Source organism: Acinetobacter sp. Res13-Abat-PEC15-P4-01 (genome assembly GCF_015676285.1).
In the GTDB taxonomy this organism is placed as follows: domain Bacteria; phylum Pseudomonadota; class Gammaproteobacteria; order Pseudomonadales; family Moraxellaceae; genus Acinetobacter; species Acinetobacter nematophilus.
In genome coordinates, this window is sequence record NZ_JADAIN010000050.1 from 98618 (window position 1) to 113135 (window position 14518).

Sequence of the window (14518 nt, forward strand, 5' to 3'; positions counted from 1 at the left end):
GAATGAATTTTTAAAAATTACCCTTTTTTGAAATAACCTGCTTCTTCAGATTTAGGGTAGGTATTTAATAATTTAGTCTTGTAGACATTTGCTGTTTGAGTATTTTTATTGACATCTTTTGCAATACTGTAAAGCTGGTATAAAGCACGTGGCGCTTTGGATGAGTTAGGGAATTTTGCAGCGACAATCTCGTAATTTTTCTTGGCTTCATTATAGTTTGGTGGATCAATCGCCAATTGGAATTCAGCCAACCAAAAATAAGCATTTCCTGTATAAATACTGTTTGGATAATTTTTAATAAAATTCTGCATTGGGGCAATGGCTTGCTTTGCACCGCCTTTCTTATAAGCATCTAAAGCAACGGTATAAGCGGCTTTTTCAAGCGCGATAGCATCACTGGTATTGTTGCCATTTGCAGATGTTGCTGGGGTTTGAACAGTTTGTGTTGCAGATTGCTGCTGTGTGGCTGTTTGATTTGGTGCTGCTGTCTGCTGCGTAGTCTGCTCAGGGTTTTCTACAGAAGGATTTGTGGTTGGTGCATTTTCAGCAGGGGACTGATGCTCTTGGGAATTATTGTCTGGCTCTAACTTTTGATTCAACAACTCAAGGCGTTGATCAAGGTCAGTATAGCGATTGCTTAAATCTTTATTGAGTTGATCAATGGCATGATCTTGTTCTTCAATTTTGCCACGTAGTTCACGAATCTGATTTTCGAGTTGCTGATTCTTTTGAATGAGATCCCAATTCATATTTCCAGTAATCGGAGCAGGTGAATTTGCTACATCATTTCCTGAAGACGCATTACTTAATCCACGAGACTCAATTGGAATCGCGTATAAAGAGGCGGAACTGAGTAAGGCAATAGAAAATAGAGCATGCTTTTTTAGCATAATTGAAAATCCATTAAAGTCAAAATCTTCCAGAATAGGAATAAAGTTGCTTAAAAATCACTAATTGTGATCATTAAAAACGGCTGGACGCAGAATTGCAAGGCGCTTTTACAATCTTCAGATAATTCTAGTGAAATATGAAGACTTTTTGTATTAAATCCGTTGATGAATGGGAAAGGAAGCTTTTGAGATCAACCACGTATTACAGTAATTTATCTATTACTGCTGACTCTCAATCAAGTCGTGGTTAGGGACTGTTGACAATTGGTCTATGCTTGCAGCTAACTGTGTTCCTTGACGAGACTGAACACTAAATAAACCAGATACCAGATAAATATGGAAAAGGAAAACATCATATATTTTAATGATGATGAAGTTTACTCCTCAAGCCATAAAATCCAAGCTAATTCCACTTTATTTTCCGTATGAGTTTTTGCAAAAAACAATCATATTGATGAGGAAATAAGCAAATGAATGAATAACTTGAGAAAATCACAATGTTTGTCTTGCAAGAACATAAAAAATCTCTATACTCTGTTCTTGCAATGGTAGCCCTGCTGGTGGTTTCGCAATTGTACTCTGAAAACCCCGCCAGGACCGGAAGGTAGCAACGGTATCAGAACTATGATGTGCCGAAATTTTGCTAGTAGGGTTGCCACCAGATTTTAAAAATCTTCTTACTATGCAAAATATAATTTTCTCTTTTATTGCTTGATTGCTTTTTTTTATCTTTAACTCATTTTACATTTCTATTCATCCTCATTTTCTTTTCTAGAAATAGCTTTCATAATGGCATCCATTTCAAAGCCTCTGTACTGTAAAAAGCGAATTTGTTTGGCCTTGATTTTGGGATCTTTACTTACTTCAGTGCCATATTTTTTTACTTTTAACTGATAAGCCTGATAATACCAATCAATTTCAGCCATATCTTCTTGTACTAGGCTTTTATCGAGATGTTTAGCTCGCAAAGCCAGCTTAATTCGATTGGGTCCTTTGCCTTTACGGACTTGGCTGCGTACTGTCATTTCAGCTACACGCTGATCGCTTTGATAGTTGTTTGCAGATAATTCATCGACCAATGCTAGAACTTCTTCACGGTTTTGGGCCAAGGTCATTAATTTATCTATCAGATCTGCTTTTGAGTATTCTTTGCGTGTCAAAACTGCAAAAGCATATGAGCGTAAACGTGTTCCAGTCAAGCCCTGCGGTACAGGTCTGCAATCTTGATCGGCAATAAAGGCATGCTCATGATTGACCTCATTACTTGTTGTAGGGTGAGTTTCAGTTCCATCTTCGCCAAACTGCTGCTTTAGCTTTTCGTAGTCTAGCACTTTAGGAAATTTAGCTTGGCTCATATCTTTAATAACAATAATCTTCGTTCGTATTGGTCATAGTGTAGCGCCTATTTTTAGTTTTAACAGCGTATAAGCTGCACAGAGAGATGAATAGGTGAACTGTCATGCAATTTAATGAATAGGTTTACCAATACTGTCTGATTCAATTTGATCAATGATAAAAATAGATTTTGGACGTAAATAACGTGGCGCCTTTTGACTGATCCAGTCTTGTAATTGATTTGGATCCAGATATTGTCTAAGAATGATTTTAACGGCTAAACATTGACCTAGATCTACATCATCGACAGCGTACGCTTGAGCATATTCTATGCATGAATGCTGATATAAAATATTTTCTAAATCGATTGGGTAAACATTGATCCCTCCACAAATTAACATATCATCACGTCGACCTTTTAAAAAATAATAGCCTTGCCCATCTCGTACAGCCAAATCTCCACATTCAATCCATTGATTGGGGGTAATCGACCACGCACATTTACTCCATAATGTACCAATTTGACCCTGTGCGAGATTTTCTCCTGATGAATCGGTAATTTTAAGTGCTACACCTTGAATGGCTTTGCCAATACTGTCTGGATGTGTTTTTAAATCAGCAGGGGTTGCGAGCAGATTAATCCCAGTTTCTGAACTTCCATATAGATTAAATATTTGAATGTGTGGGTAGTGTTGTTGAACTTGATCAACCAAATGAGCACTTAAGGGCGCACTTCCAGTAATGACAGTCTGCACTGAACTGAGCATTGAGCGAGACTGAACTAGGCGATGTAGAATTGTTGGTACCACGTTTAAACAATCAATTTGATATTGCGTAATCCATAAACAGGCAGCTTGTACATCAAAGCGATTTTGTAAGATGACGGTCTTGTTAAAGCTTAAAGCCATTAAACTTGCAGTTAAACCAGCAGCATGACAGATCGGTGTCATGACAAAAATCCGCTGAATTTTAAAGAACTTTAATTGTCTAAGCATGAGATCTAATAAAGGCAGGCATTGCAGTGGATTTGACTGTCGTGTTGCAATTTTAGGAATACCTGTAGACCCAGAAGAACAGACACTAATTTTGTTAAAAAAATAGCATTTGAGGCGAAAATTCCGGCGTTGCTGCTGTGGTGGAATATTTGAAAAATGCTTAATTTTAAATTTTTGCAACCGTGCCAAATGCCCAATCAAATAAAACTTTTTCTGGTCTAGCAGTGTTTGAAGTTTATGTTCGATTAAATTGGGGTTAATAATTACAATATCTTTGCCTAAACGGCTTAAGGCAAATAAAGCAGCTAGGCTATCTAAATCTTGTTCTAGCATGAGCGCAATTTGGCTTGGAAATCGACTTTGATATTCTGGTTTGATCCATTCACAGATAAGTTGATCCGTACGATGTTTTAAATCGTGAAAACTAAACTCTACGCCATCGATAATCAATGCCGTTTTATTTTTATTGATTCGGGTTTGCGCATCTAAAATACTGTATAGATGAACACCATGTCTCATGATGCTGAATAACAGGCTAAGACACCATTTGATCATCAAGTACCATGACATTTTATTTTTTCCGTCCAAGCATATAGCAATAAAAATAATAAATCGGTGTTGAGAATAGTCCAGAAGCAATTTGTGCCAAGATGAGCCACCATGGTTGCCATTGTCGTTTATGACCCATCAGGCTATCTAAAATTGCATTCGCCGCACTTTGTACCTGCATTGCAGGCATGTGATCATAGTGTTTGGTCGGCAAAATCATTCGTGTACGTACCAGTGGCAAATAAACTAAGCAGGTATCAATCTGCTGAATTGCAAGTTCGGGTTGGATGGCCAGTATCCATTGTTGCATAGCAACTTTAGATGCTTGGTAACTTGACCAAAGTGGGGGAGCGAATAGTTTTGCATTAATAGTGGAAACAACCAGAATTTGCCCAGATTGCTGTTTTAATTCTGGCAATAATAAACGAGTCAGTTGAGCGGGATTGATGTAATTAATCGCAATACTTCGATCAATATCTTGAGCTCTATTTAAGCTCTTCCAAATGGAACGTTGAATGGATTTACCAGCATTATGAATCAGGATGTCCACCTGGATATCTTGGACTTGAAGGTGTTGAAAAATATTTTCTGCTGCATCCAGTTGATATAAGTCAGTAACTATGATTTTAACCTGACATTGATTCAGTTCTAATTCATTTTTGAGCTGTAAAAGTTTGTCGGTACTTCGCGCAACTAAAACCAAGGTGCATTCAGTATGTGATAAACGTTTTGCACATGCTTCACCAATTCCAAAACTGGCACCCGTAATCAATATCGTCTTTTTTTGAAAATGTTGATCTATTTTTGATTGAGTAATTCTTGGACCCTGAAAAAATAAAAACTCAGCCAATTCTGTGATTTTTGTCTGCATAGGAATAAATGTGTTGGATGGTGAAGATTATTTTAAATCAGTTATAACTGAAATTTATTCGCTAGTAAAATTTGGCTCAATTCAATAATTTATATAAAAAGCGCCTCGAAAGGCGCTTAGAGAATATAAGAAAACGAGAAAAATGATAGATGAGATTAAACATCTAAAAAGTCAGGCTCTTCTTCCTCTTTTTCTTCAACAGGTGCAGCGTTTGCAGTAGTCAAGAGCTTTTCACGAATCATCCGATCAAGATCTTGTGCCAGTTGTGGATTTTCTTCTAAATGGCGGATGACATTGTTTTTACCTTGACCGATTTTATCGCCTTGGTAGGAATACCATGCACCTGCTTTTTGAACCAATTCTTGGGCAACTGCGAGATCAACCAATTCACCCAGATGATTAACACCTTTACCATACATGATTTGGAAAATCGCTTCACGGAAAGGAGGAGCCATTTTATTTTTAACAACTTTCACTTTAGTTTCAGAACCGACGATCTCATCGCCTTCTTTCACTTGACCGATACGGCGGATATCTAAACGTACTGAAGCATAGAACTTCAATGCATTACCACCTGTCGTGGTTTCAGGGCTACCAAACATAACGCCAATTTTCATACGGATTTGGTTAATGAAAATTACCATACAGTTGGAACGCTTTGCATTACCTGTGATTTTACGCAATGCTTGGCTCATCAAACGTGCTTGTAAGCCCATATGAGAATCACCCATTTCACCTTCAATTTCGGCTTTCGGGGTCAATGCAGCAACTGAGTCGACAACAATCAAATCAATTGCACCTGAGCGCACAAGCATGTCGGCAATTTCAAGTGCCTGTTCACCATTATCTGGCTGTGAAACTAAAAGGTTATCAATATCGACACCAAGTTTACGTGCATATTGTGGATCTAAAGCATGTTCGGCATCAATAAAGGCACAAGTTCCACCTGCCTTTTGGCATTGCGCGATTGCCTGTAAAGTCATGGTGGTTTTACCAGAAGATTCAGGACCGTAGATTTCAACAATACGTCCTTTTGGTAAGCCCCCAATTCCTAATGCAATATCAAGTGTTAAAGAGCCTGTAGAAACAGCTTCAACTGCTTGTACAGTATTATCACCTAAACGCATCACTGTGTTTTTACCAAATTGTTTTTCAATTTGGCTGAGTGCTGCATTCAGTGCCTTGCTTTTGTTATCATCCATCTCGTAAACCTCAAACGATGTAATATCACTAATATCTTAAGTGGATGTCATTAAATTTGATCTTTCGTCCACAGGAGTAATAGTGACAGAAAATGAAAAATGGTTCTATCTTTAAAAACAGTAGTACGACATATTTTGTCGTACTGAACTTAAACGAATTCAGTCATCATCATAGGACCACGATTGGTCAAATTGTTGATCATTTTCTTGTTTAAATTTGCTTATTTGTCGTCGATCTTTTTTACTCGGTCGATGATCAGGTCGCGCTAGATTATGCAATTTTCTTTGGGTTGAAATCAACTCTCTGCGTGCCACACTGACTTCTGTTTCTTCATACAGTTGTTGCGCAATTGGCGCACCGCCACGAACAGCAGACAAGGCTTTGATCACCACTGTTTTTCGATCAAACCCTTGCTGTATGGTCAATTCCATGCCCACACGGATTTCTTTAGAAACCTTTACCCGTTCATTGTTATGATGAACTTTGCCACCTTCAATTGCATCTTTGGCAATCGAGCGTGTTTTAAAGAAACGTGCAGCCCAAAGCCACTTGTCTACACGCATTGTTTCAAGTTGTTGTTTCTCAGGCTGTTTTGACATCGACATCCTTATTTTCTAAGTTTAACTCGGTGAGTAAAGGTAAAAGCTCAGTTAAATGGTGAATTGCAGGGTATTCCAGTTCAAGTCGATGGCGCGCGGCGCGAGCACTTGATGGCTGAGTAATTGTAATCAAATGCTGTATACCAAATTTTTCAGCACCTTTGAGTACAGGCGCAGTATCGTCAATCAAACAGGCATTTTGAGCATCAAAAGGATGTTTCTGTTGAAGAATTTCCCAGAATTCAACACACTCTTTGGAGTAGCCAATTTCTTCACTACTGATCATTACTTCAAAATAAGGGCTTAAATCGATATTTTCAAGTTTAAGCTGTAAACCTGCACAATCTGCATTGGTCAGTAGCCAGCAACGATAACCTTGTGCTTTCAATTGTTTTAGGAGTTCAAAGCAACCCGGACGAGTTGCAATCTTGTCTTTATATTCACATTGTAATTTTAAAACGTCTACACCCACTTTCTCAGACCAGTATTTTGAGGAATACCAACACAGGGTATGATGGTGTTGCTGATAAAATGTACTCAGGATGCTATGACTCTGCTCTAAACTACATTGATGTGTTGCTGCGTGACGTTCAGGGAGTTTGGTGTTCCAGATGAAATCATCAAAAGCCAAATCGAGGAGCGTACCGTCCATATCAAAAAAGATAACCGGTTTCATGATCATAAAACTTTCCAAGCCTTTGGAGTGTGCTTAGTATAGTAAACCGAATAAAAATTTATAAGCCTATCCATGATATTCAAAATCATATCATCCGGTTAAAGTACAATTAATTATTTAAAAGCTATTGTTTTCATGCACTCAACATCAAAAAATGGTAGGCTTAAGCACAAAAATCAGACATCCTACAGGTCGGATCAATGTTTATCACTACTCAAGCACCGCAAGATGACCAAATTTCGAAATTGGTTCCTGTTTTGGTCCATGCAAGTCAAATTTTACTTGAGGAATATCAAGACTATTGTGCTGGGCAAGCATTTAATATTGATCGAAAGGATGATCAGTCTCCAGTAACCCAAGCTGATTTAAAGGTCAATGCATATCTTATTGAGCAATTGGCGCAAGTGACACCAGACATTCCTGTATTATCTGAGGAAAGTGATTATTCAGAACGCCATAATTGGACTACGTGCTGGATGCTAGATCCTTTAGATGGAACCAAAGAATTTATACATGAGCGTGATGAATTCACCATCAATTTAAGCCTGATTCAAAATCATCAAACGATATTTTCTATTATTGCTGTACCGACAGAACAAGTCATGTATTTGGGGTACTTAACAGAACTTCCCTATAAATATTCATTTACTCAGGGGACCTGGGAGCGTTATTGCAAATTTAAAGAAGTTGAAGAAGATGCCATCCAAGTTGGTTTAAGTCATAGCAGTAAGAATCCTAAATATCAGCAATATATTGATTATATTGAGCAAGAGTCACCCGTCATTAAAAGGGAAGCAGGCAGCGCCTATAAATTTTGTATGATGTTGGAAGGTGAAATTGATATTTATCCACGTTTCCACCCAACCTCAGAATGGGATACTAGCGCAGGACAAGGCTTGCTCGAAAGCATAGGTGGAGGACTGGTCAGTTTGGCAGCAGTACCGTTCACCTATAACCAGCGCCATACTGTATTGAATGAAGGTTTTATTGCATTTCGAGATGAAGAAACCAAGCAGATTGCCTTGGATGCACTTGGCAATGTTCGCTTTTAATATGATATGGATATCTATTTTATAGATGATTTAACGCTTTATGAGTTATGGTATAGTAAGCCTGTATAGAAAAGAGTTTTGAGTTGATATGGCGTTAGATTTATTGCCGAAAAGCATGCTGAAAGCGATAGATTTATTGCCAGATGCGCAGACCCCAGTGACTTTATTTACGCGCCATTCAATTCGTGAAGTTGTTAATGGACAGGGGTTGGCTGGCTATGATTTACAATTAACGACTCAGGGGCGTGACTTAGCACATGCGTGGGGTTCTTATTTGATAGATCATACCGATCGTGTGATTCAGCATTGTATTTCAAGTCCAATTCAACGCTGTGTCGATACTGCTGCTCTGATGATTCAGGGTGCAGATGGTATTTCGTCTCATCCCAATACCCATCATATAGAAATTGTCGAAAAAGGTTTATTGGTTGAGCCTGGAAGCTTTGTGCTGGATATTAAGCAAGCTGCACCATACTTTCGCAAACAGGGTGCCCTGGGTTTTATCAATAGTTTTGTAAATAATGCGCTACCGGGAATGAAACATCCGATTAGGGGTGTGGTTGATGTGCTTGAACTGATTTATGAAACACATCCTACAGTGAGTCATGGTATTAGTCTGGCTGTGAGTCATGATACGATTCTTGCTGCAATTATTGCTGTGATTTCTAAACGTACTCAAATCGATCAAAGTGATTGGCCAGAAATGATGGAAGGATTGTTTGTTTGGTTCGAAGGAGAGCGTTTTATGGACAGTCATTTAAAATGGATCTGGAGAGGCGAACGAGGCGAATTGTTGATACGTGATTTCCAACAATAATTTGATAAAAAAGAAAATGTTATGCCTTTAAGGGGCAATTGGTGTTGATTGAGTGTGTGATACAGCTGATATAAGTAAGCCTAAAAATTAAAAATTTAACCAGGGTCAAACTACCTGACGATTCATACAAGGGATTTGATTTCAATCATTCATAGCCCATGAATTTTATGTTTTATACAAATTTTAAAAAATTGTTCATTCATTTATCGTATTCTGTTAAATCATCGCTGGTCTTTCTATCTTCAGACAACATTGAGGTTAGCCTATTGAGCGGGGATATGTGAGCAAAAGCAAAAAACTGTTTTGTTTAAAGCACAAGAATGCGGTTACGATAAAAATGAAGTGAGCAAAGTGAGTCTTTGCCTACACAAAACAAATTTATTCCAACTTTAAAGCTAACGTGTGGCAATGAAAACTCTATATCATTCAAAATTATTTTCATAATGTTAATTTTATTGATCAAGAAAATTATATTTTGCGGTATGAGTTTTTTAATAGATTGGTGAACCATTCTGATCTTGATCATTGTTCCAGTCTGCATAGACCATCTTATTTTGCTGTTCTAAGATTTTTTCGTCGGTTAATGCTAAAAAAATAATGAAAATTTAATTGGTATGTTATATTTAAGTTATTGAAATTAAATATTATTTAAATTCGGTCTCAAAAAATATGGATAGAGATAAGTCGTTATAAATATTGGGGAACTTCTGTGATGCAATTAAAGTTTAAATATTTAACAATCTGTACGTTTTCAGCAATGCTGATTGCATGTGGGGGCGGCAGTGATCGTCATTCTGTAAAAGATCAGCCATCAAACCTGCCACAAAATCCAGGTGATGGTACAAATGAGTTACCTGGAGATGGAACGCCAGAAATACCCAATAATGGTTCAGGTGGTCCAAATAATGACTCTACAGAAACACCACCAGAGAGTGGTTCGGGAGGCTCCAATAACGGTTCTACAGAGATTCCACCAGAGAGTGGTTCAGGCGGTTCCACAGAAGCGCCGTCAGAAGATATGGAGAGTTCTGAAGACAATACAGGTACGACACCGCCTGTTGTCGATAAATATCCTGAACCTGCTAAAAATAAAATTTCGAATCAGATATTGGGATTCTATGATTTTAATGGGCAGGGTGAAAATCGATTGCTGCGTAATGACTTGACGGGTAATTTTGCTGCAATGGTGCAGTTTGTACAAAGTCATGCGGTCAACCCGAAGAATAACGAACAGGATAAAATGCCGCGTTTGACCACTGAAAAAGATGCTTTGTTATTGGTCACACCTTTGGTTGCAATGGGGGAACTCAACAAATTACAAGCCGAAATTTATCAGGGAAATCAACTGATACGCACGGTAAATTTGAAAGAGCCTTCTCGTCTTGCTGCTGCTGATCAATCCAATCAGGATGATCGAGCACGTGTGATGTACTCTAAGCAAGCATGGTCCGTTGCTTTAAAGTGGGATGAAGTTCGTGCTGGTCTTTCTATCCGAATTGTCGATCCAGTCAATAATCGTAGCGGTACGCTAGGCGGAAGCGATATTGACTTTGCGGCACCTGGAGAGCTTGTGGTTCAAAGTATTCGCTTAGGCTTGCTGACCGACGCACCAAAATCCAATGGGCACTATATGCTGTTGGAACCTGAAAAAGCGGGGACTGATTATTTGCAAACCATCCCAGCGGCAAAAATGATTGTCAGTAAATATGATGAAATGAAGCTCAATCGAGTGATGGTTGCGAGTGGGGTGATTTATGATTCAGTAAGCGCGACCAATGGAGGCGTTTATGATGGTGATATGCGTGAGAATACTGCGAAATCAACATTTAGTGTCGGTATAAATTTAGCCAACTGGGGTGTAACCAGTTCCTCAATGCAGAGTCAGGAGCAACCGCAAGTTACTCAGAGTGTTGTAATACATCATGCACGTGGTAAATATGCCAATGGTGAGTCGAACCATGGCTTAAGTGGTGGCAATGGAATTTTGACTTTGATTGATTCTATAGGAAATGAATTCAGTCATGAAATTGGACATCATTATGGATTGGGACATTATCCAGGTTCTGTTGAAACCAGTGGTAGTCCAACCAATTACTTCTGGTCTGCACATCATGCAGATAGCGGCTGGGGCTACATTGCCTTCCGCAATAAGATGCGTGGTAACTTAAATTGGGGCAGTACCAATTTAGGAGATGGCAGTAACGGGGTGCCGAATTTCCAAAATTTATATGCGTATGGCTGGGATGCAATGAGTGGTGGCGCGAGTGCCAGTTCGATTTCTAAATATACCCACTATACGGGTTATAGCACTTGGTTAAAAATTCAACCTGCATTTGATAAGTATATTTGGGATGCAAACTCAACCACTGGTTATAAAAAGTGGAACGCAAGCACACGAGAAATGGTTGATGCCCAACCCAAAACGCCGAATTCAGGCAATGTTTGGTACAACAGTGCCGATGGTAATTTCCTAAAGCCGCGACTGTTTAGTGTGCCAGTTTATACGATTTTAGGGGGATATGACCCAGTAAATCAGGTAGGTATTGTCTATCCTGCAGCACGTGGCAACTGGGGTAATGTATTCAATTTGCCTCAAGCCAATACCGCTGGTACAGCTGCAAGCTGTTGGCTGAATGTACAATATGCCAGTAAGGTTGAACATATTGCTCTTGCACCACAACGTGTAAATGCAGGAAGCAATGCCAATAAGTTCCATGTCAATCTTGCACAAAGTGATGCACCTCAAAACGTGGATCTTTATTGTCAAAAAACGGGTCAACAGGCAGTCAAGCTATCCAGTATCAGTATTCCTGTAGCAGTTGAACCCATGACCCCTTTTGTGACCATTGGCAAGGAAGCAGAATATTCTGCTTTAAGAAAAATTGAAATGCCGCAGCTTGAACAAGCTTTACTGAATAACCAAGGTAAAGCGGTGGTTAAACTTGATGCCGATTCACGGTTGTTATTTGACTCTTACCGGCTATTTAAAACCGAGCTTTCTCCAAATGCACAGTTTGAAATGGTACGTTATACCCAACAGCAAATTAAACTCTACCGCTTAAATCGTTGGATAAATGCCTATCGAGTTGATTTGGAAAGTGCGAATGCAGAAGCAATCGATGCATTGAATAGATTTGTGGCTAAATTGGAGTTAAGCAATGACTTGAATTTTAATGAAGTCTCTAGTCTAAAAAATGGAACCAATTGTTTAAAGGTAGAAACACTGGCTGATGGTAAACTCAACGCCTATATCAGCGGTAAGAGTGCCTGTACGGGTGATGAGTCTGAGCAGTGGATTTATGATGCGATGGGTAAAATCCACAGTAAGAAATATATGGATCAATGTTTAGCGAGTCAGGCAGGTGTGATCAATCTTGCATCATGTAATAATGAGCGTTCAGCGCAGGCTTGGACGATGAATCCAACCTTGCAGCGCATTGAACAAGGTTCAAAATGTTTTGATTTAGAATACGGTTATTTAAATAACAACCGCGCTCGTTTGATTAGTTATAACTGTGGGACAGGCGCGAATCAAAAATGGACCAGTTTATCCTCCAACAATAGTTTGATTTTGGCTACGACAAGTTCAGCGAACTTAGCATTGATCAAACAGTTATTGATTCACTAAGTCGGTAATATTGCTTTTATCATCATTAAATAAGCGCCTGAGGGCGCTTGTTTTTATCCTATTGAATGCTTTTATATTGAAATCATTCAAAACGAGCAATGATGGAATGGATGTTATTTTTTAAGAAAACTGGTCAGCGTGCATCAATGAATGCTGTAGGTCTTCAGTCGCCTTACGTCCTTGAAGTTGAAGACTGACTGCGTGAATTAAGCCCGTCCATGTTTCATTGGGTTGCCACACTTGATGCAACAATGCTTGTGCCGTTGGCATGTCAATATCCATAAAATATTGACGATATAAATACATCAGGCTACTGACACGCATGTTTTTGGCGCAATGTACCCACACCATTTTTTCCTGCACCAAATGTGCAATCAAATCTAGAATAAATAAACATTGGTCATCTGCAGGTCGATCCCAATGGATGGGAATTTGGATATAGTTTAAGCCTAATTCAGCACAGATTTTATCTTCATGTTCTAAATGGACTGATGCATCTGTAAATGCCAGATTGATCACCGTATCCACGCCGTATTCTTTAATTTGCTTCAGTTGTTCAGCCGTCGGTTGACCTGAAGTCAGTAAATGTTCATGGACAAACTGAAAGTTTGCGATTTGACAGAGTTCTTGTTCAAGTTCGTTCATAGCATTCTTACAGAAAAATTTTAATAACATCATAAACAAAAACGCCATCTATGTAGATGGCGTTTTCATACTAATTAACGATTTGGTAAAATATCTTTTAAGGCTGCATCCATTTCAAGCAATGCTTTTTCTGTCGTTTCCCAGTCAATACAGCCATCAGTCACTGATTTACCGTATTCCAAATCGCTTAGATTTTCTGGAATATCTTGGCGACCGCCTTTGATATGACTTTCAACCATGATGCCAACAATCGATTTGTTCCCATCAAGGATTTGTTCAGTGATATTTTTCAATACCAATGGTTGCAAATATGGATCTTTGTTTGAGTTTGCATGACTGGTATCAATCATGATTTTAGTACTGACTTTAGCTTTTGCGAGGGCATTTTCAGCTTCGGCCACTGAGCCTGCATCATAGTTCGGCTTACCATTACCGCCACGTAATACAACATGCGCATATGGATTGCCGCTGGTGCGAATCACTGAAACTTGACCTTCGTTATTCAGACCTAAAAAGCTATGTCCATGCTTCACGGATTGCATTGCGTTTGTTGCAACAGTTAAGCCACCGTCGGTGCCGTTTTTAAAACCTACAGGTGAAGACAAACCGGATGACATTTCACGATGGGTTTGGCTTTCTGTGGTACGTGCGCCAATGGCAGACCATGAGATGAGATCTTGATAATATTGAGGAGAGTTCGGATCCAAGGCTTCAGTCGCGCAAGGTAAACCTTTATCATTTAACTCAAGCAGCAATTTACGTCCTAAACGTAAACCTTTTTCAATATTAAAAGAATCATTCATATCCGGGTCATTGATCAAACCTTTCCAACCTACAGTTGTACGAGGTTTTTCAAAATAGACTCGCATGATGATATACAAGGTATCTTTTACTTTTTCGCTTAATACTTTTAAACGATCTGCATAATCATGTGCAGCTACAGGGTCATGAATCGAGCAAGGACCAATCACAACAAAGAGACGTTTATCTTTACCATCCAAAATATTGCGTACGGTTTCACGACCGTGAAGTACGGTTTGGTAGGCATTTTCATTTAATGGAAGTTCAGCTTTAAGTTCAGCTGGCGTTACAAGCGTTTGAATGCTTTGGACATTCACGTCATCAATATCTGATTGAATAATTGGATTTGAATTTAATGTATTCATTGCCGTCACTGGGTATTAGAACATACAGAAAGTATTTTTAGTGGTCAGAATATAACATGAATTGGTTCAAGTTTTGTTATAAATAAATCATT

The 14518-nt window shown here is 38.8% G+C and carries 12 protein-coding genes and 1 other RNA gene; 4 read left to right on the forward strand and 9 right to left on the reverse strand.

The genetic code is table 11. The features are described 5' to 3' along the window. Positions 1-17: 17 nt before the first annotated feature. The gene (locus tag IMO47_RS17485; protein WP_242052699.1) at positions 18-893 is read right to left on the reverse strand and encodes a YbgF trimerization domain-containing protein; all 876 of its coding nucleotides are present in this window, start codon (positions 891-893) and stop codon (positions 18-20) included. Between the two features lie 552 nt (positions 894-1445). On the opposite strand from IMO47_RS17485, the gene ffs reads away from it, so the two are divergent. Next, positions 1446-1542: signal recognition particle sRNA small type (gene ffs, locus IMO47_RS17490), an RNA gene on the forward strand. Between the two features lie 97 nt (positions 1543-1639). Here ffs and IMO47_RS17495 read toward each other — a convergent pair. The 6 genes from IMO47_RS17495 to IMO47_RS17520 all read right to left on the reverse strand — a co-directional run bounded on the left by IMO47_RS17495 (position 1640) and on the right by IMO47_RS17520 (position 7124). Continuing rightward, positions 1640-2245: a regulatory protein RecX gene (locus IMO47_RS17495; protein ID WP_196075313.1), complete on the reverse strand. Its 606-nt coding sequence runs from the start codon at positions 2243-2245 to the stop codon at positions 1640-1642. Between the two features lie 111 nt (positions 2246-2356). Next, positions 2357-3790 carry a class I adenylate-forming enzyme family protein gene (locus tag IMO47_RS17500; RefSeq protein WP_196075314.1) on the reverse strand — a complete coding sequence of 478 codons (1434 nt, stop codon included), beginning with the start codon at positions 3788-3790 and terminating at the stop codon, positions 2357-2359. Between the two features lies 1 nt (position 3791). Continuing rightward, positions 3792-4640: an SDR family NAD(P)-dependent oxidoreductase gene (locus IMO47_RS17505; protein WP_196075315.1), complete on the reverse strand. Its 849-nt coding sequence runs from the start codon at positions 4638-4640 to the stop codon at positions 3792-3794. A gap of 155 nt (positions 4641-4795) precedes the next feature. Then, positions 4796-5842: a recombinase RecA gene (recA, locus tag IMO47_RS17510; RefSeq protein WP_151960220.1), complete on the reverse strand. Its 1047-nt coding sequence runs from the start codon at positions 5840-5842 to the stop codon at positions 4796-4798. Positions 5843-6001: 159 nt separating this feature from the next. Continuing rightward, complete coding sequence (locus IMO47_RS17515; RefSeq protein WP_196075316.1) at positions 6002-6442, reverse strand: S4 domain-containing protein; 441 nt, start codon at positions 6440-6442, stop codon at positions 6002-6004. Beyond that, on the reverse strand, positions 6426-7124 hold the full coding sequence (locus IMO47_RS17520) for an HAD-IA family hydrolase (protein WP_196075317.1): 699 nt from the start codon (positions 7122-7124) through the stop codon (positions 6426-6428). Before IMO47_RS17520 ends, IMO47_RS17515 begins: the two co-directional genes overlap by 17 nt. Positions 7125-7318: 194 nt before the next feature. On the opposite strand from IMO47_RS17520, the gene IMO47_RS17525 reads away from it, so the two are divergent. The 3 genes from IMO47_RS17525 to IMO47_RS17535 all read left to right on the forward strand — a co-directional run bounded on the left by IMO47_RS17525 (position 7319) and on the right by IMO47_RS17535 (position 12615). Continuing rightward, positions 7319-8170 carry a 3'(2'),5'-bisphosphate nucleotidase CysQ gene (locus IMO47_RS17525; protein ID WP_196075318.1) on the forward strand — a complete coding sequence of 284 codons (852 nt, stop codon included), beginning with the start codon at positions 7319-7321 and terminating at the stop codon, positions 8168-8170. 88 nt (positions 8171-8258) lie between these two features. Beyond that, positions 8259-8987, forward strand: a complete 729-nt coding sequence (locus IMO47_RS17530) for a phosphoglycerate mutase family protein (protein ID WP_196075319.1) — start codon at positions 8259-8261, stop codon at positions 8985-8987. A 712-nt stretch (positions 8988-9699) separates the two neighbouring features. Continuing rightward, entirely contained in the window at positions 9700-12615 is a 2916-nt protein-coding gene (locus tag IMO47_RS17535) for a M66 family metalloprotease (protein ID WP_196075323.1), read from the forward strand. A 120-nt stretch (positions 12616-12735) separates the two neighbouring features. On the opposite strand, the gene IMO47_RS17540 is transcribed toward IMO47_RS17535, so the two are convergent. Beyond that, positions 12736-13260, reverse strand: a complete 525-nt coding sequence (locus IMO47_RS17540) for a protein tyrosine phosphatase family protein (protein ID WP_196075320.1) — start codon at positions 13258-13260, stop codon at positions 12736-12738. Positions 13261-13334: 74 nt separating this feature from the next. Further along, a complete protein-coding gene (locus IMO47_RS17545; protein WP_196075321.1) occupies positions 13335-14426 on the reverse strand; it encodes a 3-deoxy-7-phosphoheptulonate synthase in 1092 nt (363 codons plus the stop codon). Positions 14427-14518: the final 92 nt, after the last annotated feature.